Below are 25147 nucleotides of genomic sequence, written 5' to 3'. Positions count from 1 at the left end.
TACTAAAAGTTAGCATTTAAAGAGAAGCCATAATTACGCAAAGCTGGCGGCATAAAGATATCTACACCTGAAAGACCATTTGCAGTTGACATACTCAACTCGGGATCAAACGGAGCTTTCTTGTACAGATAAAATAAGTTTCTGCCTGTAACAGATAACTTCAGGTTTTTAATGAAACCTGGTTTCATAGGTATATTATAACCAAAAGATAATTCTCTCATACGTACCACTGTAGCACTGTACATGTGTTCGCTCGAAATACCTTCTCTACCACCTACAACACTGTACCATTTCTGAGCATCTACTTTAGAAACAGGGTTTCCTGCCTGGTCTACACCGTTCACAGAAACACCACCCTGATCGCGGGCATCACCTGTAACTTTAGCTACACCATATTGTTCCAGCATAGACTCCGTAATAGACATTACTTTGCCACCAAACTTACCGTCAAGCAAGAAAGTCAAAGAGAAATTCTTATAGTTGAATGTGTTACCCCATCCTAACTGCCATCTTGGATTTGCATTACCAAGGAAAGTGTTATTACCACCGTCAGCTGCTGTAGGTTTTCCATCAATGATTAATACTCTTCCCTGATCATCACGTTTCAGTGAAGTACCATAGATATCACCGAACGACCCGCCTACTTTAAATTTAGAAACATAGTTAGCACCAGAAGCACCACTTAAAGTAAACTCATTGATTTCTGGAGAAAGCGCAAGGATTTTGTTTCTGTTCATGGAATAGTTAACCGTTGTTTTCCATTTCAATCCATCTCCGTTTAAGATGTCATAACCTAAAACAACTTCTATACCTTTATTCTGTACATTTCCAGCGTTGAAATAATACTGGTTAAACAACGAAGCCTGAGAAGCGTCAGCTGTAAAGAACTGATTTTTGGTATTTGTTTTATAGAATGTAAAGTCAAAGTTTAAACGGTTGCTGAAGAACCTCCATTCCGTACCAAATTCAAGAGAGTTAGTACGCTCAGGTTTTAAATCCACAAAAGAAGATCTTATTGGCGTTGAAATTCCACCACCTGCACCAAAAGAGTTCAGAATGTTAGTTACATAGTTTGGTACATCATTACCTACCTGTGCATAAGAACCACGAACTTTTGCAAAACTAACCCATTGTGGTAAGTTCAGTTTTTCGTTAATGATAAAGTTGATACCTACCGAAGGATAAGAAAAAGGATTACCAGTAGTAAAAGCTAAAGCCGAAGACCAGTCTGTACGTATTGTTGCATCTAAGTTGATCCAGTTATCAAATGCAACACTTGCACTTGCAAAAACTGAACGTATTTGTTTATGGTTATATGTATTCCCAGAATTTAATGGGTTTAATGCTTTAAAATTCTGGATTACGAATTTATTAGGGATGTTTAATCCGTCTTTTCCTGAGTTAAAAGTAACTCCGTTATCATAAAAGTCCTGGATACTTGTACCCACAGTTCCTGTGATCTTGAAGTGTTCTAACGGAACATTGAAATTTGCGATAACGTCAGCATATTGCTGTCTTGAATTATTGTTTGAATATACATAACTACCGTTTTTATCCGTTAACGTGATCGAAGTTCCTGCATAGTTTTTCTGATCATAAGTATCAGTATAAGTATCCATACTTCCACGGGCCTGAATATCTAACCATGGGTTTACTTTATACTTGGCACTCACGTTCAGCATCAGACGATCTCTGTTCAGCTCATTCTGATTTCTGTTGTTAATCCACCATGGATTTTGCTGAATATCTTCCGATAAGAAAGGCCAGTTTTGTGTATTCAGGTTTCTTGTTGGATCAAGCTGCTCAAATCCGGTTTTGTAAGGTTTAATATCCAGCCCTCTTGGGAATAAATACAATCCTGTCAATGGATTAAAGTAAAGACCAATCAGTGGAGAGTTATTAATTTTTTGTCTGATATAGTTTACGTTTCCGGAAATAGTCAGTTTGTCATTGAAGAAACTTCCTGTCTCTTTCAGATTGACGTTATGACGGCTCAACTCATTTCCTGGCTGAATGCCTGATGAAGTTGTGTTAGCATAAGAAAAGTAAGTCTGTAATTTTTCTGAACCTGCAGATAAACTAATCGAGTTCGTATAGTTTTGTCCCGTTCTGAAATACGACTTTAAATTATCCTGACCATTGGTGATAGCAGGGCCCCAGCTCTGGCTGGAGTTTCCCGAAGTCTGGCCGTATTTATTTTGAAATTCTGGTTTCGTTGCCGCCTGATCAATACTGAAACCCGAAGTGAAATTAACTTTCGCTTTTCCGGCTTCACCCGACTTCGTAGTTACGATAATTACACCGTTTGCAGCCTGGCTACCATATAATGCAGCTGCCGAACCACCTTTCAACACAGATATACTCGCAATATCTTCTGGGTTTAAGTTAGAAATCGGGTCACCACCATCATAAGAAGTACTTCCGCCGTAAGCAGAGTTAGGTTGTGTCGAAGCACCATTTCCTGTACTTGAAACGGCCTGACTCGAAATACTGTTATTCATAGGAACCCCATCAATAACATACAGCGCCTGGTTACTACCAGAAGCTGATTTACTTCCTCTTAAGATTACTTTTGCTGAACCACCCACACCTGATGAACTGCGTGAGATCGTTAAACCTGCAACTTTACCGTTTAGTGAGTTCACTAAGTTGGCATCTTTTGCTCTGGTCAGCTCGTCACCGTCAACCTGTTGTGTAGAATAAGTTGTTGAACGGCTTGTTCTTTTGATACCCAAAGCCGTTACCACTACCGTATTCAATTCTTGTGTGTTAGATTTCAATACCACATCAACAGTAGTCTGACTACCAACTGTGATTTCTTGCTTATCATACCCTATATAAGAGAAAACAAGGATATCGCCTGCTTTAGCGGCTATACCATATTGTCCGGACGCATTCGTTTGCGTAACCAGCTTAGTCCCTTTTACTTGAACCGACACTCCTGGTAAAGTAGTTCCAGTAGCATCACGCACCGTTCCCTTCACCTGATCGGCTGCAGAGAAACCTGGAATATTCATTAAAGGAGTTAATAGTTTAGGATGATCTGACTTTACCGTTGCAAAAGCATGCGACGAAGCGTAAAGTAGTAAACACGTCAATTGTAATGTTTTTTTCATTTTTGCTGATTACAGTTAAATATTTTGGTTAGCTCTTTTGCCCTCAAAAACCGATGAAGGCACCTCATATATCTTCCTAAAAAAAATACATGTTAAGGGAGAGACCCCTTTTAAGTAATAATTGCCTACAAGAAAATCACTTTTTATTAAATAAAATCGAATTAGCAAGCGTTTAAACAATCATCGATTTATTATTTTAATTATTTATCTTGCCAATTCTTATAACTGTTATTAATTCCAAGAGGCCTTGAAACCTGACTTATCTCCCTTATGGACAAAGATTTGCGTGGAAGACGACGTTAAAGCTTTCGAAGCTTTATACTATCTTTTATTCAACAGGCTGATCAAATTCTGCATTTATTATGTAGGAAAAAAAGAAGTAGCCGAAGAGATTATTTCTGATATTCTTGTGCGCTGCTGGGAAAACAGGAAGGCAGAAACGGTAATTCTCAATCTTGAAACTTATCTTTTTACTGCGGTCAGGAATCAATCTCTGAAATATATTAAGAAAAATGCCAATGTTCACCTGGTAGAAATAGAGCCATCCAATGAGTTTCAATTTATGCACCATGCAGATCCTGAAAAGGAGCTGGAAAATAAAGAGCTGCATTATAAATTAGACCAGGCGATCAACAAACTTCCGCAACAAGCCCGGATTATTTTTAAGCTGATTAAAGAAAATGGCATGAAATATAAGGAAGTGGCAGAAATTCTGGAAATCTCACCAAGAACAGTACAAACACAATTATTCAGGGCAATAGACAAATTAAGAATAAGTCTCAAAGCTTATCACCATATTTATACAAAGGACGCGAAGAGCGATAATACACTTAATTTAATAGTTTTAATATTTTTTTTACATATTTTTCAATTCTTGTAAGCAATTTTAACAAAAAAGGGTACTACTCTATACAAAGTATAAATAATGTCCAATGACTGATCAGAGATTCACTGAATTACTTAGCGAAAAATTATCGGGAGAGATCTCTGCCCATGACGATCAGCATTTTATGGCAATACTTGCAGAAAATGAAGATTACAGACGTGAATATGAATCTTTAATCATTTATTTTAAGCAACAAGATCGTCCTTACGAAAATATGGATTTCATTTTTCGGCAAATAAAAGAAAGAATCAATGTTGTTGGGACCGAACCTAAACCGATTTTTAATTCAAAACCAGTTGTTCGAACATTCGGACAATGGTACCGTATTGCTGCTATTTTCATTTTTGGACTTTGTACATTCTTCGCCTATCAGTTTTTCAAATCAAATAGCCTGTCAGATAAAACCACGGCTATAGCCTGGAAAAAAACATATACACCAGGCAGACAAACTTCCACACTGGTTCTTGCCGATGGAAGTAAAGTCACTCTGAATGCCGCAAGTGAAATTAAATATCCCGCTTCCTTTAAAGGGGGGACAAGAGAAGTCTATTTAAGTGGGGAAGCCTTTTTTGATGTCGCCAAAGATCATCAGCATCCTTTTATTGTACATACTAAAAACATCAGTATAAAAGTTTTGGGGACTGCTTTTGACGTGAAATCATATGATGATGAACAGGCAACTGAAACTACCTTGCTGAGAGGGAAAGTAGAAATCACACTAAACAAGAGACCAGCAAAACATATCCTGCTTAACCCTGCAGAGAAATTCACTTTAATTCATGCAGCAGACAGCAGTGCAGAACACTTGAATGGAGATATATACAGTATCAGGCCAATGACTTATTATAAAGATGATAAAAATGCCATTCTTGAAACCTCATGGATGAATAACAAACTCTTGTTCAAAAATGAAAATTTCTCTCTGTTAAGCCTGCGTTTAGCCAGATGGTACGATGTCAGCTTCGTCTTTGAATCCGACAAACTGAAAGATGCCAGTTTTACCGGAGAATTTGAAAAAGAGACTTTATCAGAAGCCTTAAAAGCATTACAGGTCATTACCCCCTTTCAATATAAAATACAAGGAAAAACTATCTATCTTTACGCTGTAAAATAATCTCGCTAAAGCGATATGGGTTACAAAAGCGTAAATGTTATAGATGAAGACCGTAGTAAAACTGCTGATTTTTTTTGCGCTGCAGATTACCCTGAATGCCTATTCACAAACAAAGGTAACTCTGAAATTAAAATCCGTAGGTTTTGAGAAGATCATTGATGCCATACAAAATCAGACGTCTTATCATTTCATTTATAGTCAGGCTCAAATACCCACAAAAAAAATAACTATTAAAGTTAAGGATAAAGAGGTTTTTGCGGTATTGGACCAGCTCCTGCAAGGCACTGCTTTTACCTACAAATTATTAGAGAATAACCTGATTGCAATCAGGCCACTCGCAGAAGACCGGGCCATCCGGTTAGTTAAAGGAAAAATAACAGATGAAAATTCTATTCCTATAGCAAGAACATCAGTTAAGGTCCGGGGTACGCGCTTCAGCACAAAAACAGATGCTAAAGGTGAGTTTTCTATTCCCGCAGCCCCAAACGCTATTCTTGTATTAAGCCAGGTAGGTTATCAGCACCGCGAATTTCCTGTCAAAGAAAACCTTGCTGTTGAAATCTCTTTGCACCCTTTAAAAAATGACCTGGACGAAGTATTGATTACTGCTTTAAATATTCCCAAAGAAGAACGTAAAATCGGCTATGCTATTTCTGCCATTGATGGCTATTCTTTAACCAAAGCCAGAGAATCAAATATTGTTTATGCACTGGAAGGCCAGGTAGCAGGTTTAAATATCAGTGGCGTAAATGGCGGACCAGGTTCATCCGCAAGAATATTATTACGCGGGGCAGCAAGTATGACTGCCGGTTCTCCATTGTTTGTGGTTAATGGAGTTCCCATTGACAATACCCAGCGTGGAAGCGCAAATGAATACGGGGGTGCAGATTATGGAGACGGAATTAGCAATATCAATCCGGATGATGTAGAGACAATTACTGTTTTGAAAGGCTCCGCAGCTTCAGCATTATATGGGGCACGTGCAGCAAATGGTGTAATTCTGATTACAATTAAAAGCGCAGGAAAAAACTCAGGTACAGCCATAGAATATAATACTAATCTATCTTTTGATAAAGCGGTTAACAATACAGATTTTCAATATGTATATGGTCAGGGCACACAGAATCACAGACCAGAAACTGTTGCCGCAGCCGTGGCCTCTGGTTTGTACAGTTGGGGAGAAAAGCTCGATGACCAGCCTGTAATTCAGTTTGATGGCAATAAATACCCCTATTCGGCAGTAAAAGATAATATTCAGAAATTCTACAGAACGGCCCCTGCATTTACAAATACCGTTTCGATAAGTCATGGCGGACAAAAGGGAAGTATTCATTTATCGGCCTCCAATCTAAATCAGCAGTCTATTATCAGAAATGGTAGTCTAGACCGGAAAACTGTCAACCTTTACACTACACATGACCTGACAAAAAAACTAAGCGTCACCTTTAACGGAAATTATATTCGTGAGTATAATAAAAACAGATCTTACCTGAGTGACGGCCCTTTAAATGCAAATTATGGCATTGCTGCATTAGCTACAAATATTAACCAGGCCATTTTAGCCCCTGGTTATAATCTTAATACAGGTGCCGAAACCCCGTGGAACGATGATGAATATAAAACTAATCCCTATTTCGTTCTGAATAAACAGGCAGATTATTCTAGCCGCAATCGTTTTATTTCATCTGCTTCTGCTAAGTATAAGTTTAGTGACTGGATTTATCTTCAGGCCAGGCTGGGTTATGATGTAAGCAATGACAATATACTAGGTGTTATACCAACTGGTGCAGCATTTTCTGTAAATGGAGAAGGGGGTATCAATACGCTGAAAAAATCCAGAATATCAGAATTAAACAGTGATTTCTTGTTGGCTGCCAACAGAAACCTGACTCAGGATCTTAAGCTTGATGTTTCTGTTGGAACGAATTTCCGAAAGAGATTAGCAGAATCGGATGGGCTGATGGGATCAAGATTTATCATCCCCTATGTGTATACACCTTCAAATCTTGTGACTATAATTAAAAACAATACTTATGCTAAAATCGTCACAGAATCAGCTTATTACACCGCAGATCTGAGCTATAAAAACTATTTGAATCTTTCTGCAACCGGTAGATATGACGTCTACTCTACCCTGCCCCAAAACAACCGTGGTATATTTGTTCCGGGTGTTTCAGCTAGTTTCGTCTTCTCCGATCTATTGAAACTAACGGGGCTGAATTATGGTAAATTGAGAGCCAGTTTTGCAAAAACCAGTGGAGAACCGATACAGCCTTATACCACGCAAACTTATTATTATACGACAAGTGATGTCAATGGGGTTCCTCTTGGTAATTTTTCCAGAGATCTGCCTAATTATAACCTCAGACCTTTTACATTGAATGAATTTGAAACGGGAATTAATTTAAAAATGTTCAATAACCGTCTCTTTTTTGATCTTACTTATTTCCACCGCATTACTCATAATGAAATTATTAATGCAAAACAGTCTGTCACCTCTGGTTTTACTTCTGCCTATGTTAATTTAGGAAAGACCCGTAATTCGGGTGTTGAAGTACTTTTACAGGGTATAGTCATTGACCATAAGAATTTCAAATGGCGGACAGGCTTCAATATCAGTCATATTGATAACCGGCTATTATCAATTGACGGCTCCAGTCAATATGCATTAGCAGGTACTTACAGACCATTAAATGCATATACAGCGATGGTAGTTGGAAAACCGGTTACCCAGATTATGGCTTATGATTATTTAAGGGATGCAAAGGGAAATATAATTATCGGTTCTGACGGTATTCCGGTACGTGGAGATTTAAAACCTATGGGCAGTACGCTGCCCAATGTCTATGGTGGGTTTAGTAACAATTTTTACTATAAGAACTTCAGCTTCTCCATGCAGATTGACTTCAAATATGGAAATAAGATTTTATCAGCCACAGAAAACTATTCTTATGTGTTTGGCTTGAATAAAGCTACGCTCGAAGGCAGAGAGACCGGTATAGTAGCAGCAGGCGTACACCCTGATGGCACAATAAATACAACCAATGTACCTGCTTATAATTATTATCCTCAGCTAGCAACCAATATTTCAGCATTATCTGTATTGAACGGTAGCTTCATCAAACTGAGACAGGTTACTTTAGGTTATACTATCCCCGCGCATCAATTAAAAAGAACACCTTTCAATTCCATTTCTATTGATCTGGTATCCAGAAATTTATTTACACTGGTTAAATACACTAAAAACATTGATCCGGAATCAGAATTTGCTTCCAGCCTGAATTATGCGGGTATAGAAGGCGCCTCTTTTCCTGCTGTCCGGACATTCGGTATCAACGTCAATTTCAAATTTCAACCCTCAAAGAAATAATGAAGAAGATTTGCACACTCCTGCTAAGTTTGTTAATAGTTACTGAATTTGGCTGCAGCAAAGCACAACTGGATAAAATCAATACAGACCCGACAAAGTCACCCGGAGAATCTTACAATCCGGATGAACTGCTTTCTACAGCCCAGTTCAAATCTTCTAATAAAGGTTATTATCAATTACTTTATCAAAGTACGATGATGCAGCTCCTGGCCTCTACTTATTTATATTATAATAATGGAGATAAATATGTAAACGCAGGTAGTTTTACAGATTATCAGGGCAGAATATTTGAGGAAGGCTATGCCGATGCTTCTACCATCAGAGAAATGCAGCGCCTGGCTAAACAAAATGACCCTGTTAAATATTCAAACCTGATTAATATCGGCGATATTATGTTCGTATTAATCTTACAAAGGATCACAGATACTTATGGAGATGTGCCCTATTCACAGGCTTCGAAAGCAAGGGATGGAATTAAATACCCGGTATACGATAAACAGGAGGATATTTATAATTCAATGCTGACCGATCTGGATAAGGCAATTAATGGTTTAGACCCTGCAAAACCGAAACCCACAGCCGATCTTTTTTATCAGGGTGATATCATCAAATGGAAGAAATTCGGATATGCACTTATGTTAAGGGTTGCGATGCGTTTAACGAAGGTCGCACCCGACAAAGCCAGGCCCTGGGTAGAGAAAGCTGCAGCAGCAGGGTTGTTTTCTGATATTAGTGATAATACACTGGTTATGACTGATGAATCAAATCTGGATGGCCAGAACGGTACTTCTCTGGCTTTGCGAACAGTATCTGATTACAGGGAGGTAAGATGGAGTCAGACTTTAATTGACGAATTAAGAAAAACCAATGACCCCAGGCTGGGTGTAATTGCCGAGGTTCCGCAAAATGGACTGGCAAATAATATCAATGAGAACCTTACTGGAAATATTGATCCTGCAGTTCAGATTGGCTTACCTAATGGCTATGATTTATCAGGTGGCGCATATGATATCAGCAAATACGCAGGCTATCCCGGCGGCACAGGCACAGGTGCCGATTTTGCACCGCTTGGAAAATATTCAAGACCCAGAACTTCTGTTTATCTGAAACTTGGAGGGCCTAATTTTGTCATGACTTACGCGGAAACAGAGTTTTTAATGGCTGAAGCTAAAGTCAGAGGATGGAATATTCCGGGCACCGCAGCCGGACATTATGCAAATGGGTTACGTGGTGCACTAAAAGGAATGGGACAATTGGATAAACTGGCGGAAATCCCGGATGCAGTGATTAATGATTATGTGACGAAGCATCCGCTTGATGAATCCAGTAATGAGAAGGCTTTTGAAATGATTAATACGCAGTATTGGGTCACTACAGGTACTTATTTTAACTTTATTGAGAGCTGGCTGAATTGGAAAAGATCGGGCTATCCGAGACTAACACCTGTTAATTACCCTGGAAATGTAACCAATGGAACGATTCCCAGAAGACTGATTTATTTATCGACAGAGGTATTAAATAATACGGATAATTATAAGGCCGCTGTAGCAAGGTTGCCAGGGGGCGATTTGCTGACTTCGAGGGTGTGGTGGGATCAGTAAGTTCCTCCTGAAATAAAAATTTATGCTACATTCTGGCTGCATTTCCTTTTGCCCTTCGGGGCAACGGCCATGCTATGCCATCATGTTAGCATAAATTTTTATTTCATTATCCACGGATGGGTATGGTGGTTAGATGGAGGTTATGATGTTATTTGTTGGATTGGTACTTTTGAAGGAATATCCTTTACAGGAACATTTTTTTGAAGGAAACACTTTTGAAAGAATATCCTTTGCAGGAACATTTTTTTGAAAGAACCTTTGGAGAGACTAAACCACTTAGATTAGTATTTTGGGTAACATGTTCAGATTTTAAAGAAAAATGGACATGTTCCTGTTTTATGTCCATTTTATTATCAGTTTTAAATACAAGCCCCTTCAATTTGTGTTGAAGGGGCTTGTATTTTTACTTTTGAATCAATACTACTATTTACCCAATAACGCTTTAGATTTTGTAACGACGTTATCGATTGTAAAACCGAATACTTTGTAAAGTTCTTCTGCTGGTGCAGATTCTCCGAAAGTATGCATCGCTATGATATCTCCTTCGTCAGTTACGTATTTATGCCAGCCCAATGGGGAACCGGTTTCTACGGCAAGACGTTTACGGATCGCTTTCGGGAAAACTTTTTCTTTGTAGGCTGCATCTTGTTTTTCAAAAAGTTCCCAGGATGGCATACTTACTACACGGGCCGCTATTCCCTCTTCTTTTAGTTTGGCTTGTGCATCAAGAATCAGGGCTACTTCAGAACCGGTAGCAATCAGAATTAATTCTGCAGTCTTCCCTTCGGCTTCGGACAGGATGTAAGCACCTTTTTCAAGGTTTTCTGCTTTTCCATATTTCTCCTGGTCCAGTACAGGCAAACCTTGTCTGGTAAATACCAGGGCTACAGGCCCGTCTTTATGCTCCAAAGCTACACGCCATGCCTGCGCAGTTTCATTGGCGTCGGCAGGACGAATCAAAGTAATATTTGGGATGGAGCGCAGAGAAATCAATTGCTCCACAGGCTGATGTGTGGTACCATCCTCTCCAAGGCCAATACTATCATGGGTATATACAAAGATAGGCCTGATTTTCATGATGGCTGCCAAACGGATTGGCGGACGCATGTACTCTGAAAACATCAGAAACGTTGCTCCAAAAGGTATAACACCTTTAGTTAAGGCCATACCTACAAGGGCAGAACCCATGGCATGCTCACGGATACCAAAGTGGAAGTTACGCCCGGTGCGGTCTTCGGGAGTGAAAGAAGTATACTCTTTAAGGTTGGTATCAGTTGATGGGGCCAAATCCGCAGATCCTCCTATCAGACCTGGTAAACTGGCAGCAATTGCATTCAGTACTTTTCCTGAGGCCTGACGGGTAGCCATTTTATCTTTTGATGGGGCAAACACCGGCAATGTTTTTTTCCAGTCTTTTGGTAATTCTCCATGATGCGCCTGCTCATAAGCTTCGGCAAGTTCAGGATATTTAGTTTTATACTGGGCAAAAAGCTCATCCCATTTTTGATTGGCCTCTGTTCCTTTTTGACCAGCAGCCTGATAATATTCATCAACTTCCTTCGGAACGAAGAAGGATTTATCAGGATCAAAACCAAAAAATTCTTTAACTAACCTGATCTCATCAGCACCTAGCGGAGAACCATGAGAGCCGGATGTATTTGCCTTATTCGGACTGCCGTAAGCGATTTGTGTACGGACTTTAATTAAGGACGGGCGGTGGATCTCTGCTTTCGCATTTCTTACTGCATTGATAATTGCGGTAATATCATTCCCATCACTAACTTCCTGTACATGCCAGTTATAAGCTTCAAAACGTTTGGTTACATCCTCTGTAAAAGCAATATCGGTATCTCCTTCAATAGAGATATGGTTATCATCATATAGATAAATCATATTGCCCAGCTCCAGGTGGCCTGCTAAAGAAGCAGCTTCGGAAGTTACGCCCTCCATCATATCACCATCACTGCATATCGCATAGATTTTATAATCAAACAAGTCAAAACCCGGTCTGTTGAATCTGGATGCCAGATGCTTTTGCGCAATTGCAAAACCTACCCCATTTGCAAAACCCTGCCCTAACGGACCGGTAGTTACATCAACACCATCAATCAAACCGTATTCAGGGTGACCTGCAGTTTTACTGTTTAACTGGCGGAAATTCTTAAGGTCATCAATAGTTACATTAAAACCAGTCAGGTGCAATAAACTGTATTGTAACATACAGCCATGTCCCGCCGACAAGATAAATCTATCCCTGTTTGCCCAATCCGGGTTTTTAGGGTTATACTTCATATAATGAGCATACAAAACATGTCCCATTGGTGCAGCACCCATAGGCATACCCGGATGCCCGGAGTTCGCTTTCTGTACGGCATCAATTGATAATGTACGTACAGTGTTAATAGCTAATTCTTCAATGTTAAGATTTGAATCCATTTCTAAGTATTTATTGTTATAATTTACTACGATCACCAGGCCCGATTTGTTTTAAACAATTCGTTTTTTGACAGAACATAAATATAAACAAGTATATTTTAATAACAGGATTTTATGCTGGTTCAGGATTCCCTGTTAACCTACCGGCGGGAACCGGTTAAACCGAATAAAAAAAGGAGCGCTTTTGGCGCCCCCTCATTCATTGGTGTGTAATTATTTAGTATTATGGTGTATAAGTTGTAGCCTGACCACCATAAAGTGCTTTGGAGATACTTGATAAATAAGTAGCTTTATTAGTACTTGTCAAATTATAATATAAGTAAACGCCATAACCATCATTCACAGTTTTTGTAGCATTAGTAGTTGCAGTCGAAACACTCGTTGCCATAATGTCTGTAGCCGCAGGGCCTAACTGGCTTTTAGTCAAACCCGGGATATTAGGTACGGAATAAGTTCCATAGTAAGGGTTCCATGCATAGTTCACTTTAGAACCTACTGTTACGCCATTATAAGATAAGTTAGAAGCTGATGGGCCAATGTTATAGAATGATATGATTTTGTTAGGCATTAACTGACGTAACGCTGTAACCAGGTATACAAAAGAACTTGAGTTTGGCTGCCCCGTTCCATTGTTACCATATTCTGAATACTCATCATCAAAGTCAATACCATCCAGTCCGTAAGTGGTTACCGCATTGCTTAATTGCTGTGCAAATTCTTGTGCAGCAGCCTGATTAGGGAAATTAGCGAAACCAGCACCCTGGTGATTTCCTAAAACAGAAAGCATAACTTTAATCCCTTTATCCTGAAGTGGTTTAATTTTAGTGGCCTTATTGTTTAATACATTAGTTACTTGCGGATTGAAAAATAGCTCTGCCTTTTTTGTGGTGGTATTGTAATTGATATTGGCAGCGAAAATAATCCCGATATCAAATAATTGCTTACCATTAGCTAATTTATACTTGCCAACTTCTAACATGTCATTGCTGTTGACTTCGACGTAACAAACCCCAAGCGGGCCTGCCTGACCAATTGCTTCTGTTTTAGCTCCAGAAAGACTTTGATCTGAATTTGAAATTGCTGATTGATCTTTTTTACAGGCCGATGCCATTAAAAGAACAAGACTCACCGAAGTGATTGCAGTCTTTTTTAAGATTGCATTGAATTTTGTGTTCATACTAATTAATTTGGTAGATGATTAATTGTTGTTTAATTATTTGGTTACTCTGCGGTTAAACCTTTTCAATTCTTAAAAAGGTAAAACGTTTAAGCAAATCTAAGTTAGGAGATTGTTCTGAACATAACAATAGCCCGGATTTCTTTTATATACACTTACTTATCAGCGAAATACGAACTCATTTCAAGGTTAATCAAAACATTTGGTCAAACCTGATAAATAACTATATTTATCTAACTATCAACCAAATACGTTAATAGGTTTTAGCAAAAACCAAAAGCGAATCTAAACCTTTACAGCCTGTAAACAACCAATTTCACCATGTCTAAAACAATCAAAATTTTATGTTTTGCCCTGCTTATTCAAACCGCAGCCTTCGCAAAAGACTACACTTTAACCTCACCCGATAAAAAAATCACTGTCAAAATATCGGTTGGCAAAAACATTACCTGGTCAGTCTTGAAAGATCAGGAGATCCTGCTTAATCCCAGTGCAATGAGCATGATCTTAAAGGACGGCAAAAACCCGGGTATTGTACCCGTTGTTTCAAAAACGGTCAGTAAATCTGTCAATCAGACTATCGTTTCTATTATTCCTGTCCGTAATAAATTAATCCCGGAAGTTTATAATGAACTTAAACTCGTGATGAAGGGTAATTATGGCTTAGAGTTCAGAGCCTATAACGATGGTGTAGCCTATCGCTTCGTCACTGAATTAGGCCCTCAGCCTATTGAAGTCAATTATGAAGAAGTAACCTTCAACTTCAATGAAAATTGCCGGATCTATCTTCCTAAAGAGAATAACCCAGAACTGCAATCACATTATGAAGCCGACTTCAAACCGACGAAACTCGAAGAGATTCCCGAAGAACAATATGGTTATCTGCCGTTGTATATAGCTACGCCTGCAGGCACTAAAATGGTGATTACCGAAGCCGATCTTCATGATTACCCAAATCTGTTTTTATATGGAACAGGTACCAAAACACTGACAGGCCGTTTTCCTAAAGTTATCCTCGAAGCTACACCTAAACCTAATTCAGACCGTGCAGAAATTATAGTTAAAAAAGCAGAATATCACGCTAAAACAACAGGAAACAGAACTTTTCCCTGGAGAACAATTATTATCAGTCCTTCGGATAAAGGGTTACTGGAAAATGAAATGGTTTATAAGCTCGCAAAACCCAACATACTAACCAGTACAGAATGGATCAAACCAGGTAAGGTAGCCTGGGACTGGTGGAATGATAACAACATTTATGGTGTTAATTTCAAAGCGGGTATCAATACCGAAACCTATAAATACTATGTAGATTTTGCTGCAGCCTACGGTCTGGAGTATATCATTCTGGATGAGGGCTGGTCACGCACAACGACCGATCTTTTAGCACCAAATCCGCAGCTCAACATCGAAGAACTCGTTAAATATGCAACAACAAAAAAAGTAGGCGTAATCTTATGGGCCCTCTGGAAACCTCTGGACCAGCATATGGATGCCATTCTTGACCAATATGTGAAATGGGGCGTGAAAGGAGTGAAAGTAGATTTCATGGCCAGGGCAGATCAATACATGGTTAATTTTTATGAAAGAGCAGCTCAGGAAACTGCCAAACGCAAATTACTGATCGACTTCCATGGAGCTTATAAACCAGTGGGATTAAACCGCCAGTATCCTAACGTCATCAACTATGAAGGAGTCAAAGGAATGGAAAACAATAAATGGGAAGAAACGATTACTCCGGTTCACAATACAACCCTGCCTTTTACAAGAATGGTAGCAGGGCCAATGGATTATACACCCGGCGCAATGCTGAACAGCAATAAAGATGAATTTCATATCAGTATGACTTCACCAATGAGCAGAGGGACAAGGGCTCACCAGGCCTCCATGTATGTATTGTATGATGGCCCGCTGCAAATGTTTTGTGATAATCCTTCCAATTATTTAAGAGAACCAGTATACACACATTATATAGCCCGTTTTCCAACTGTCTGGGATAAAACAATTGCACTGGAAGGCAAAATATCAGAATATGCAGTTGTTGCCCGTAAAAATGGAAATAACTGGTATATAGGTGGGATGACCAATTGGGATGCCAGGGGTTTTGATATCCCCCTGACTTTCCTTGAGGGAAAAAAGTATAAGATCGAAATCTTAAAAGATGGAATTAATGCCGGCAAACATGCTGCCGACTATCAGCTCATCAGTAAAGAAGTTATTGCCGGAGAAACGCTTCATATCGATATGGCTGCCGGCGGCGGTTATACCGCTATTTTAACGCCTATCGGTTAGCATGAACATCGGCTAAATTCTTGATCAGCGGGGGGCCTAAAAGACGGCTTCCCGCTGTGCTAATCAGGAAATCATCTTCAATTCTTATCCCGCCAAAATCTCTGAATTGCTTTACCTTATCATAATTAATAAATTCAGCATGTTTATTTTCAGCAGACCAGGAGTCTATCAGTACCGGGATAAAATATAATCCAGGTTCTACCGTAACAACAAAACCCGGTTCAAGGGCTTTTCCTAAACGAAGAGATTTCAAACCAAAATCCTTACTCTTTTTCAGTTCGGCGGTATAGCCTACATATTCTTCACCCAGGTTTTCCATATCATGTACGTCAAGCCCCATCATATGACCAAGACCACATTGGAAAAACAAAGTATGTGCACCTTCAGCAACAGCCTGTTTCGGATCACCCTTCATTAAACCTAAATCAGATAAGCCCTGTACCAGATGTTCACAGGCAAGCAGATGCACATCTTTAAACAAAATTCCTGGTTTAAGTGCTTCGGCAGCTTTTAATTGTGCATGCAGAACAATATTATAAACATCCTGCTGCAATGGCGTGAAAGATTTACCAACCGGGAAAGTACGTGTTAAATCACCTGCATAAAACATCTCATTCTCTGCACCGCAATCACATAAAACCATTTGTCCGTCTTTCAAAACGGTATTGCTTGCATGGTTATGCAAAATCTCTCCGTTGACGGTAAGAATACTCGGAAAAGAAAGCTGGCCTCCATTCGCCATAGCTACCGCCTGTAACTGACCTGCAATTGCATTTTCAGTCATCCCCGGGCGGGCAATTTCCTGCGCTTTTAACTGCATCTGCACACTAATTCCAATGGCCTTCTCAATTTCCTGGATTTCCTGTTCACTTTTGATGGAACGCTGTGCCACAATCGCCTTAATCAGCTCAACAGAAGGTTGCCCTGTCAGCCCCCAATCTATCAGTTTCATAGAAGTTTCCGCTCTGTAAACCGGCAGAAAATGAACTTTTCTGTTTCCTGTCAAAGCATTGATGACTTCCGTTCTCTTTCTTGTAAAAGGAATCCCGGCTTTTTCAGCCTGTGCTTCGATAGTCTCCAATGCACCAGTCCAGACAATATCATCTACCGTAAGTTCATCTCCAAATAAAATCTCCTGATCATTATCAATATCAATTATAAGGCAAAGCCCCGGCCTGCTGATCCCTGTAAAATACAGGAAACAACTATCCTGACGAAAATGATAAGTGTTATCCCTGAAATTCATTCCGCTTTCCTCATTTCCCGGCAAAAGGATAATCCCTTCACCAATCACTGACTTAAGCTTATTTCTTCTTTCCTGGTAGACTTCTTTAGCGAACATATCTGATTGTTTATAGATCCAAATTTATCAAATAAAAATTAACTTTCTCCTTAAAAATAGGCAGATATCAACAATCAATTTTCATACCAGGAAAACAACCTGTTTAAATTAGCCCGAAACGTATATACCAGTCAAAGTCAGAATTTAATTGCGGATGCTTTTACGCATCATTTGACAATTCGTTTGGGCTAAACTGTAGAATTAACTTTTGAATTGATTCTTCAGAAGGAGAAGCAAAATCTTTGATGCCCTCCACTGCTTCCTTCCCTAATATAACTGCTCTTGCCCGCATTCTTTTTTCGTATGCTGCAATAGCGCTATGTAAATCCTGAAACTCACCACTGGTAAGACATTCACTTAAATCCAAAGCATCCAGCATGGCCGTATTCACCCCCTCGCCCGAAGGAGGCATCAGATGCGCTGCATCTCCCATCAATGTAAGGTTTGGTTTGGTATCCCAATCCTGGTCTAAAGGAAAATAATTTAACGGCCTTGGTACAAAATGGCTGCCTGCCTTAAAAAGCGTAAAAAATATGGGGTTCCAATCTTCATAATATTTAATTAAATAAGCATATACTTCTTCCGCGTTATTGAAATCTATCCCACTGGTTTTGATCCAGTTTTCGGGATAAAGAGAGGAAGCATAAAACGTTAGCCCCCCATCTCCCCTTGGCTGCACGGAGATAGTTTTTCCAATACCCATTGCAATCAGATTAGCGTTTTCAACCAATGCATAAATTTCAGGACATTCTTTTTGCGGATCATCTATTTCACCCTGGATAATGGTTGCCCCCGAATACAGCGCTTTAATATCTGTCACATAAGAACGGATTTCTGAGCGGTACCCTTCTGCCCCGATAACCAGGGCTGCAGTAGCTGTTTTGCCATTTTTAAACCGGAGTTCCCAGCCATCACTGACCTGTGCCATGCTTACAAACTGACTATCCCAAACAACGGTATCCGGCAAAAGAGCGGCTATCAGAATGTTCCTTAACGCCCCTCTGTCAATCTCTGGTCTAAAGTGTTCGTCGCCAAAACCAAGTTCAGAGACTTGACTATGTTCATCCAGAAGAACATTCCCATCCTGATCAAGCATACGGTACTGGTCAGCCCCGGTCATGTAATTCGCTTTAAAAGCATCCATCAAATCTGCAGCTGCAATAACTTTCAGACCTGATTCAAAATGCAGATCAACGATTGCACCCTGCACACGTGCGTCTTTGCTAAAATCCCTTTCATAGACCTTCACATTTGCACCTTTGAGCTGTAAAAGCCTGGCCAGTGTTAAACCACCCGGGCCACCACCTACGATAGCTACTTCTTTATTTTGTAATAGATTTATTGCTTTTGATGTTTCCATTTTCTTATCTCTTTGAATGAGACAAAGGAACATCTTATATCAGGCGTAAACAATGCGGATACGCAGTGAATACAGGACTAATCGAGGTTTTTAGCCCGGAAATTTAAAGGTGTCATCCCTGTAACTTTAACAAATAACCGTGTAAAATAAGAATAATCATCATAGCCGAGTTCGGCTGCAATCTCCTTTATGGATTTATCAGAATAACAAAGCAGACGTTTGGCTTCCAGAATAACACGCTGCTGTATGAGGAATGAGACGGGATTTCCGGTTACGGTTTTGACACATTCATTCAGATAAGGAGTAGATATATTCAGACATTCAGCATAGGCACCCGGACTTTTTATCTTTGCAAAATCACGTTCTAATAAGGATTTGAACGATTTGGTGATGAGCTCGAAACGTGAATGGCTATCAGTGTTTTTAGATTGAGCCAGATACTGAGATATGACTAAAGTGACCAGGGTATTACAACTTTCTTTTAGAATAGAATTAAACAGCTTCTCTTGTTTCCTTTCAGAAAATTGTATGCAGAGTGACGCTGTTTTTAAAATCATAGAGAAAGTCTCCGTTTTTAAAGACAAAGCGTTCACAGGTGTGAGGTCTGCCAGCAAATCCAGGTTTTCCTGCTGCAGGTTTTCGCTGGTGATTATCCAGCTGGTAACCGTTGCATCTTCAAATGCGATCACACGGTGTATCTGATCAGGGTGTATGTAAATAAGAGACGAGGCTGCTATACTATATTTTTGAAAGTCAATTTCAAGATGTGTTGTTCCCTTTTCCTGTAAAATGAATAAATGCCCGTTGTCCCGGTGGGGCCGCTCCACTTCTTTGGCACCAGGGAGCCCATCAAACAATATTCTTCCAATAAATATTCCTTCTCTGATTCCGGAAGGTAATCTGTTCACAGGAATATGTTTGCTTTTCTTTTCCATGATATGCCTATACAAAGATAACTTTTTCCATAAGGCAGCCTAATGTCAGGCCGCTCCTTCACCCCGAATTTCTCTTGCATTCTTATGCATCAGAATTAGTATCCAACCCTTGTTCCTACGTTTAAGTTATATTCAAAAAGACCATTTAAAAGGTATTGAAGGGCCATTGAAAGGACGTTGGAAGGACTAAAGTCCTCGCAAGGTCCTTTCAATGTCCTTCCAAGGTCCTTCCAACCCCCTTTCAATGGCTTCTCGTTACACTGTAGAGCCCGATTACAACTCTTCCCAGACCCGTCAACAGCAGGTCAACCGCAAGTAACAATAACAATCATACTCTGGTACCGGATTTAAGAAAAATAATATAATCAGTATGTAAATGGTTGTTCTTTTCATAACATTAAGACAACACCAATACTTTAATTTCGCCCCAAAATTAAATGCCCACTACAGCTATGGATCTCATCACTTCCTTAAAACAAGGCGATCAAACTGCAATGGAAATTATTTACAGGAAACACTGGGAGCACGTTTTTGATGCTGCATACAAACGTATTGGCTCAGAAGACATTGCGCAAGATATCACCCAGGATATTTTCATCTCCCTTTGGGAAAAAAGAGAAACGCTTGAAATCAGGGAATCCCTGGCCGCCTACCTGCAGGGATCAGTAAAATACCGGGTCATCAATTATTTCAGGGCTAATATTACCAAAGAAAAGTACTCAGAAGATTTGCTTTCCCTGATGGGTAACACCTCTGCGCTTACCCCAACCAACAGACTGACTGTCAAAGAGATTAACCAGGAGCTTGATCAGGCCATAGCAGAGCTTCCGGAGCGGATGCGTCAGATCTTTTCGATGAGCAGGAAGCAGGAAAAATCTAATAATGAAATCTCAGAAGAACTTAACCTGTCTATACAGACGGTAAAGAATCAGCTTACCGCAGCACTAAAAATTATCAGGAAAAGACTGGCCTATCTGACCATATTCTTCTTTTAACATAAAGGTAACCTAACGTTAACGCAAATCGCCGGTACGATCTTCCATTTTAACTGACAGGTTAATAGATGGAAGATAAAAAACTGGCAGAAGAGCTGCTGAAAAAATATTTAGAAGCTAAAGCTACTCCCCAGGAGATTGAACAGGTTGAAAACTGGTACAATACTTATGAGGAAAACAATAAGGTACTCAGTCAAAGCCGAAAAGCAGTTATAGAACGCCTGATGCTGACTAACCTGCAAGCACAGATACAAGCTCCTGCCAGATCAAACATCTCTTTTATACGAAGTAACTCCTTTCTGCAACTTGCCGCGTCAGTTATCCTGGTCTGCAGTATTGGTTTAGTCCTGTGGAAAAACCCTAAACATCCTCAACAGCAAAAACTATCTGCTCCATCTTTATTAGCCAGTACCAGGGCAAACGAGAAAAAGACAATCAGATTGGCTGATGGTTCAGAAATCACTTTAAGCCCATCGAGCCGTTTGTCTTATCCTGCAAAATTCACTGCTGCAAACAGAGAGATTGCTCTCGAAGAAGGAGAAGCATTTTTCAAAATCGCCCATGAAGAAAAACGTCCGTTTACTGTTCAGTTACCCGGAAAGATTTATACCAAAGTATTGGGAACTTCATTTACTATCCGCGCCTTTAAAGCTTCCAACTCCCTGAATATTTTAGTAAACACCGGAAAAGTAGCTGTCGGCAATAAAAATCAGGTATTTGGTACATTGATCAAAGGTCAGCAGATTACTTATGATAAGAACAAAGAAACAGCAATTATCAGTCAGGCGCCTGTTGCGGATACCAGGATTGTATTTGAAGGGATGAACCTGCAGCAGGCACTGCAAAAACTAGCGTATATCTACAGCATAAAAATTGACCTGAGCCCTGCCCATCTTGGGGATCTTGGCTGTACGGCAACCTTCCACAGCAAGCAGAAACCAGAAGAAATCATCAGCATCATTTCCAGCCTGTACAATCTTAAATATGAGATATCTCCTGATCATAAATCATTTAAAATCTATAAGTAATGAACTGCTAAATCCCATTCCTTAACCGGTGCTGGTCAGATCAGCACCCGCCATTATTTTAATTCATCATTTCATTAACGCGCAAAAAAAAACCAATTAACAATATGAAAACACCCTCCTATAAGAGGTTAACAGCCCTTTATAAAGCCATGAAGTATTCATTATTAGTCTTCTCACTCATTTGTACCTTTTGCGGAACACTATTCGCTTCTGCTACAATGGCTCAGAAATTAGATCGTGCTACAGTATCACTAACCATTACCAAAGAGAAATCGCAACAAGCAATCTTAAAAGAAATAGAGACTAAAACAGGTCTTCATTTTGTTTATAATCAGGATCAGCTGTCGATTAATAAACAAGCATTAAACGAGACTTTTAAGAATGAAAAAGTTGAACTGGTCTTGCATAAACTTGGATTTGAGTGTCTGGAAAAAGGTGATTATGTGATCATCAAAAAGATACCAGCACCAATAAAAAAAGCAGACCGTACAGTTTCCGGAACGGTAAAAGATTCTACCGGACTGGCTATGCCGGGTGTATCGGTTAAAGTATCAGGAACAACTTTAGGTACAACAACAAATGCTGATGGAAAATACAGTATTGCTGCCCCCGAAGAAGCTTCACTGATCTTCACGATGATCGGTTATAAAACACAGCAGGTAAAAATTGAAGGAAAAACTGCTATCAATATTGTGCTGATAGAAGATAACTCACAACTGAATGAAGTTGTCGTTGTGGGTTACGGTACGCAAAAGAAAGCCACTATTTCGGGAGCTGTTGCAGAAGTATCACTTGATAAATTAAACTCCAGATCAGTGAATGATATCGGAACCATTCTACAAGGAAAAGCACCTGGAGTAGTTGTTGTCAATGAAAGTGGAGACCCTACGGCTACTGCCAAAGTAAATATTCGTGGTCAGGGTGGTATCAACGGAGAAGATCCTTTATATGTAATTGACGGATCACTATTTTATGGTACACCGGTACTGAACCCAAATGATATAGAGTCTATTTCTGTATTGAAAGACGGAGCGGCTGCAATTTATGGAGCAAGGGCTTCGGGTGGAGTTATCCTGATCACTACCAAAAAAGGAAGTAATCAGAAACTAAATATTACTTTCGACGCTAAGGTAGGTACACAAACTGCCTGGAAAAAGCTGAAGTCATTAAACGCAAAAGAATTTGCTGATGTTTCAAATCTGGCTGCTGATAATGCGGGCATCCCTAGAAAAGAGGCTTTCGATGCAGTTAAGTATCCTGATGGACAGATCACCCGTGCCGACTGGGTAGATGCAATTTTCAGAACAGGATTAATTCAGGATTATAACATGGGAATTACTGGTGGAAACGACAAATCGAATTTTTACCTGAGTTTCAATTACCGTAAAGCAGAAGGAACCTTATTAAACACTTATGGTAACCGTTATAATTTCCGTATTAACTCTGAACACCGCATCAATTCATGGATGAAAATAGGAGAAAACCTATTCTATGATTATACCAATGGAAACGGATCAAACTCTAACAATCCTAACATTAACGGTGCAAATACAAAAAGTGCATATACTGGTACCATTATATCCGCTATATTTTACCCTTCCAATGTTGCACCCTACACTCCAGAAGGTGGTTTCTCAGGTCTGCCTTTAAAATATGCAGGTGCTTACGGGGATATTATCAACCCGGTAGCTTACCTGCAAAGACTGGATGTCAGCAATCCTGTGAATACGATTGTGGCTAATCCTTATGCAGAACTTGATCTGTTAAAAGGATTGAAATTCCGTTCGAACTTATCTTTCACTAAAACCTTTAATAACAGTAAAACTTTCCAGACTAAGGTCCCTGAAATTGGTAAGATCTTCGATTTTAATAAACTTACACAAACATCCAATACAATTAACGACTTGCTGACAGAACAAGTGCTTACTTACGATAAGTATTTCGGTTCACATCACCTGAATGCAATTGGCGGTTTCTCTTATCAGAAAAGACACGCAGAATATCTGACTGTTTCTGCACAGGGTTTTGATGATGAATCTCCTAAGTACCGCTATATGGTGAATGCAACTATACCATTTTTACCAACCAGTGATGTATCTTCAGAAGCACTGACTTCTTTCTTCGCCCGTGCAAATTATGATTACAAAAGCAAATATCTGCTTTCACTAATCGGAAGAAGAGATGGTACTTCTTTGGTTGCAAAGCAAAATCGTTTTGCTAATTATTATTCTGCATCCGCAGGCTGGCTAATGAACAAAGAAGACTTTATAAGTTCAATTGACTGGATCAGTAATTTGAAAATCAGAGCTAGTTATGGCCGTCTGGGTAACCTGGCCAGTGTTACCGCTCAGGCAGTTAACCCAAACCTTAAACAGACTACGATTTACATGGGCCTGAACCCGGTCCAATACCAGGGTTATTATGAGAATGTTTTGTCAAATTCTAACTTAACATGGGCCAAATCTAAACAGACAAACATCGGTCTTGACTTAGGTATCTTCAAAAACAGGTTAACCCTGGTTGCTGACTATTTCATTAAGGATACTAAAGATATGCTGATCTATCAGCCTTTATCAGGAACAACCGGTGTTGACGGACAATGGAAAAATGGTGGTTTATCAAGAGACAAAGGGATCGAAGTTGGCTTAAACTATAACAATAAACCAGAGGCGGCATTTCAGTACAGTATCAATGCCACTTTCACTAAAATGAATAACAACCTGGTTTCTTTACCAGCAGATTTAGAAGGCCGGGCGGTAGATTTTAACGTACGTGGCACACTAACCCCTGTTCGTTTACAAGTTGGTCAGCCATTGTACTCTTACTATGTAGTGCAGACCAATGGAATTTTCCAGTCGGATGAGGAAGCTAAAAACTATAAAAATTCAAGTGGAAATATGATCCAGCCAAATGCAAAAGCCGGAGACTTCCGTTTTGTAGACAGCAACAACGATGGTAAAATTGATAACAATGACCGTGTATTCAAAGGCAGTGCCTATCCGGACTTCTCTTATGGCTTTAGTTTCAATGCAAGCTACAAAGGCTTTGACCTGAATTTATTTGCTCAGGGCGTGAAAGGGAACAAATTGTTCAATGCCTTAAAATATACAGGATTGAATGCAGGAAGTGGTCAGAACTACAACTTGCTAAAAGGTGTACTGGATGCATGGAGCCCAACCAATACAGGCAGCAGCCTTCCGCGTATATCGGCAAGTGATGCGAATGGTAACTTCTCTACAACTTCAGATTTTTATCTGGAAAGTGGTTCTTATTTAAGATTGAAGAGTGCTACACTGGGTTATACCTTCACTAAAAACCTGTTAAAAACTTCTAAAATCAGCAACCTGCGTTTGTATGTAACTTCTAATAACCTGTTCACGATTACTAATTATTCTGGCTTCGACCCTGAGGTAGGAATGGATCAGTATGGCGTAGATGTAGGCCGTTACCCGCAAGCAAGAACTTTCCTGTTTGGCGCAAGTCTTAATTTTTAAT

General features: G+C 39.6%; 14 protein-coding genes. 8 read left to right on the top strand and 6 right to left on the bottom strand.

Features of this window, described 5'->3' with window-relative positions; translation table 11 throughout:
• Nucleotides 1–2: 2 nt before the first annotated feature.
• Entirely contained in the window at nt 3–3116 is a 3114-nt protein-coding gene (locus HDE68_RS08725) for a SusC/RagA family TonB-linked outer membrane protein (protein WP_183880975.1), read from the bottom strand.
• A gap of 247 nt (nt 3117–3363) precedes the next feature.
• Here HDE68_RS08725 and HDE68_RS08720 point away from each other — a divergent pair, with 247 nt between their 5' ends.
• Genes HDE68_RS08720 through HDE68_RS08705 form a run of 4 tightly spaced genes read left to right on the top strand, consistent with a single transcriptional unit; the run spans nt 3364 to nt 10087 of the window.
• Nucleotides 3364–3996, top strand: coding sequence for an RNA polymerase sigma-70 factor (locus HDE68_RS08720; RefSeq protein WP_183880973.1), 633 nt, complete (start codon nt 3364–3366; stop codon nt 3994–3996).
• 52 nt (nt 3997–4048) lie between these two features.
• Nucleotides 4049–5116, top strand: a complete 1068-nt coding sequence (locus HDE68_RS08715) for a FecR family protein (protein WP_183880972.1) — start codon at nt 4049–4051, stop codon at nt 5114–5116.
• Nucleotides 5117–5159: 43 nt separating this feature from the next.
• A complete protein-coding gene (locus HDE68_RS08710; RefSeq protein ID WP_183880971.1) occupies nt 5160–8486 on the top strand; it encodes a SusC/RagA family TonB-linked outer membrane protein in 3327 nt (1108 codons plus the stop codon).
• The gene (locus tag HDE68_RS08705) at nt 8486–10087 is read left to right on the top strand and encodes a SusD/RagB family nutrient-binding outer membrane lipoprotein (protein WP_183880970.1); all 1602 of its coding nucleotides are present in this window, start codon (nt 8486–8488) and stop codon (nt 10085–10087) included. The genes HDE68_RS08710 and HDE68_RS08705 overlap by 1 nt, the downstream gene beginning before the upstream one ends.
• Nucleotides 10088–10510: 423 nt before the next feature.
• Here the strand turns inward: HDE68_RS08705 and tkt are convergent, their stop codons facing one another.
• Together tkt and HDE68_RS08695 are read right to left on the bottom strand one after the other, a co-directional pair.
• Entirely contained in the window at nt 10511–12523 is a 2013-nt protein-coding gene (tkt, locus tag HDE68_RS08700) for a transketolase (protein WP_183880969.1), read from the bottom strand.
• A gap of 223 nt (nt 12524–12746) precedes the next feature.
• Nucleotides 12747–13700 (bottom strand): endo-beta-N-acetylglucosaminidase H, encoded by a 954-nt coding sequence (locus HDE68_RS08695; RefSeq protein WP_183880968.1) that lies wholly within the window; start codon nt 13698–13700, stop codon nt 12747–12749.
• 321 nt (nt 13701–14021) lie between these two features.
• Here HDE68_RS08695 and HDE68_RS08690 point away from each other — a divergent pair, with 321 nt between their 5' ends.
• Complete coding sequence (locus HDE68_RS08690; RefSeq protein WP_183880967.1) at nt 14022–15992, top strand: glycoside hydrolase family 97 protein; 1971 nt, start codon at nt 14022–14024, stop codon at nt 15990–15992.
• Here the strand turns inward: HDE68_RS08690 and HDE68_RS08685 are convergent.
• The 3 genes from HDE68_RS08685 to HDE68_RS08675 form a co-directional block, all read right to left on the bottom strand.
• Complete coding sequence (locus HDE68_RS08685) at nt 15982–17334, bottom strand: aminopeptidase P family protein (RefSeq protein ID WP_183880965.1); 1353 nt, start codon at nt 17332–17334, stop codon at nt 15982–15984. The two genes, HDE68_RS08690 and HDE68_RS08685, sit on opposite strands and share 11 nt — an antisense overlap.
• 160 nt (nt 17335–17494) lie before the next feature.
• Complete coding sequence (locus tag HDE68_RS08680; RefSeq protein ID WP_183880964.1) at nt 17495–18694, bottom strand: FAD-dependent oxidoreductase; 1200 nt, start codon at nt 18692–18694, stop codon at nt 17495–17497.
• Between the two features lie 77 nt (nt 18695–18771).
• Entirely contained in the window at nt 18772–19629 is an 858-nt protein-coding gene (locus HDE68_RS08675; protein ID WP_183880962.1) for a helix-turn-helix domain-containing protein, read from the bottom strand.
• 452 nt (nt 19630–20081) lie between these two features.
• Here HDE68_RS08675 and HDE68_RS08670 point away from each other — a divergent pair, with 452 nt between their 5' ends.
• From HDE68_RS08670 to HDE68_RS08660, 3 genes are all read left to right on the top strand, one after another.
• Entirely contained in the window at nt 20082–20624 is a 543-nt protein-coding gene (locus HDE68_RS08670) for an RNA polymerase sigma factor (protein WP_183880960.1), read from the top strand.
• 68 nt (nt 20625–20692) lie between these two features.
• On the top strand, nt 20693–21652 hold the full coding sequence (locus HDE68_RS08665) for a FecR family protein (protein WP_183880958.1): 960 nt from the start codon (nt 20693–20695) through the stop codon (nt 21650–21652).
• A gap of 104 nt (nt 21653–21756) precedes the next feature.
• Nucleotides 21757–25146, top strand: a complete 3390-nt coding sequence (locus tag HDE68_RS08660; protein ID WP_260171715.1) for a SusC/RagA family TonB-linked outer membrane protein — start codon at nt 21757–21759, stop codon at nt 25144–25146.
• The last annotated feature ends 1 nt before the right edge of the window (nt 25147 follow it).

The sequence above is a fragment of the Pedobacter cryoconitis genome, from assembly GCF_014200605.1.
GTDB classification, from domain to species: Bacteria; Bacteroidota; Bacteroidia; order Sphingobacteriales; family Sphingobacteriaceae; genus Pedobacter; species Pedobacter cryoconitis_B.
This window is presented reverse-complemented; position numbering and strand designations above follow the sequence as displayed.

Excerpts from the sequence above, each read along its gene's own strand:
- HDE68_RS08690 (WP_183880967.1), top strand. The coding sequence starts at position 14,022 with ATGTCTAAAACAATCAAAATTTTATGTTTTGCCCTGCTTATTCAAACC.
- HDE68_RS08660 (WP_260171715.1), top strand. The coding sequence starts at position 21,757 with ATGAAAACACCCTCCTATAAGAGGTTAACAGCCCTTTATAAAGCCATG.
- HDE68_RS08695 (WP_183880968.1), bottom strand. The coding sequence starts at position 13,700 with ATGAACACAAAATTCAATGCAATCTTAAAAAAGACTGCAATCACTTCG.
- HDE68_RS08705 (WP_183880970.1), top strand. The coding sequence starts at position 8,486 with ATGAAGAAGATTTGCACACTCCTGCTAAGTTTGTTAATAGTTACTGAA.
- HDE68_RS08665 (WP_183880958.1), top strand. The coding sequence starts at position 20,693 with ATGGAAGATAAAAAACTGGCAGAAGAGCTGCTGAAAAAATATTTAGAA.
- HDE68_RS08685 (WP_183880965.1), bottom strand. The coding sequence starts at position 17,334 with ATGTTCGCTAAAGAAGTCTACCAGGAAAGAAGAAATAAGCTTAAGTCA.
- HDE68_RS08725 (WP_183880975.1), bottom strand. The coding sequence starts at position 3,116 with ATGAAAAAAACATTACAATTGACGTGTTTACTACTTTACGCTTCGTCG.
- HDE68_RS08680 (WP_183880964.1), bottom strand. The coding sequence starts at position 18,694 with ATGGAAACATCAAAAGCAATAAATCTATTACAAAATAAAGAAGTAGCT.
- tkt (WP_183880969.1), bottom strand. The coding sequence starts at position 12,523 with ATGGATTCAAATCTTAACATTGAAGAATTAGCTATTAACACTGTACGT.
- HDE68_RS08715 (WP_183880972.1), top strand. The coding sequence starts at position 4,049 with ATGACTGATCAGAGATTCACTGAATTACTTAGCGAAAAATTATCGGGA.
- HDE68_RS08710 (WP_183880971.1), top strand. The coding sequence starts at position 5,160 with ATGAAGACCGTAGTAAAACTGCTGATTTTTTTTGCGCTGCAGATTACC.
- HDE68_RS08670 (WP_183880960.1), top strand. The coding sequence starts at position 20,082 with ATGGATCTCATCACTTCCTTAAAACAAGGCGATCAAACTGCAATGGAA.
- HDE68_RS08675 (WP_183880962.1), bottom strand. The coding sequence starts at position 19,629 with ATGGAAAAGAAAAGCAAACATATTCCTGTGAACAGATTACCTTCCGGA.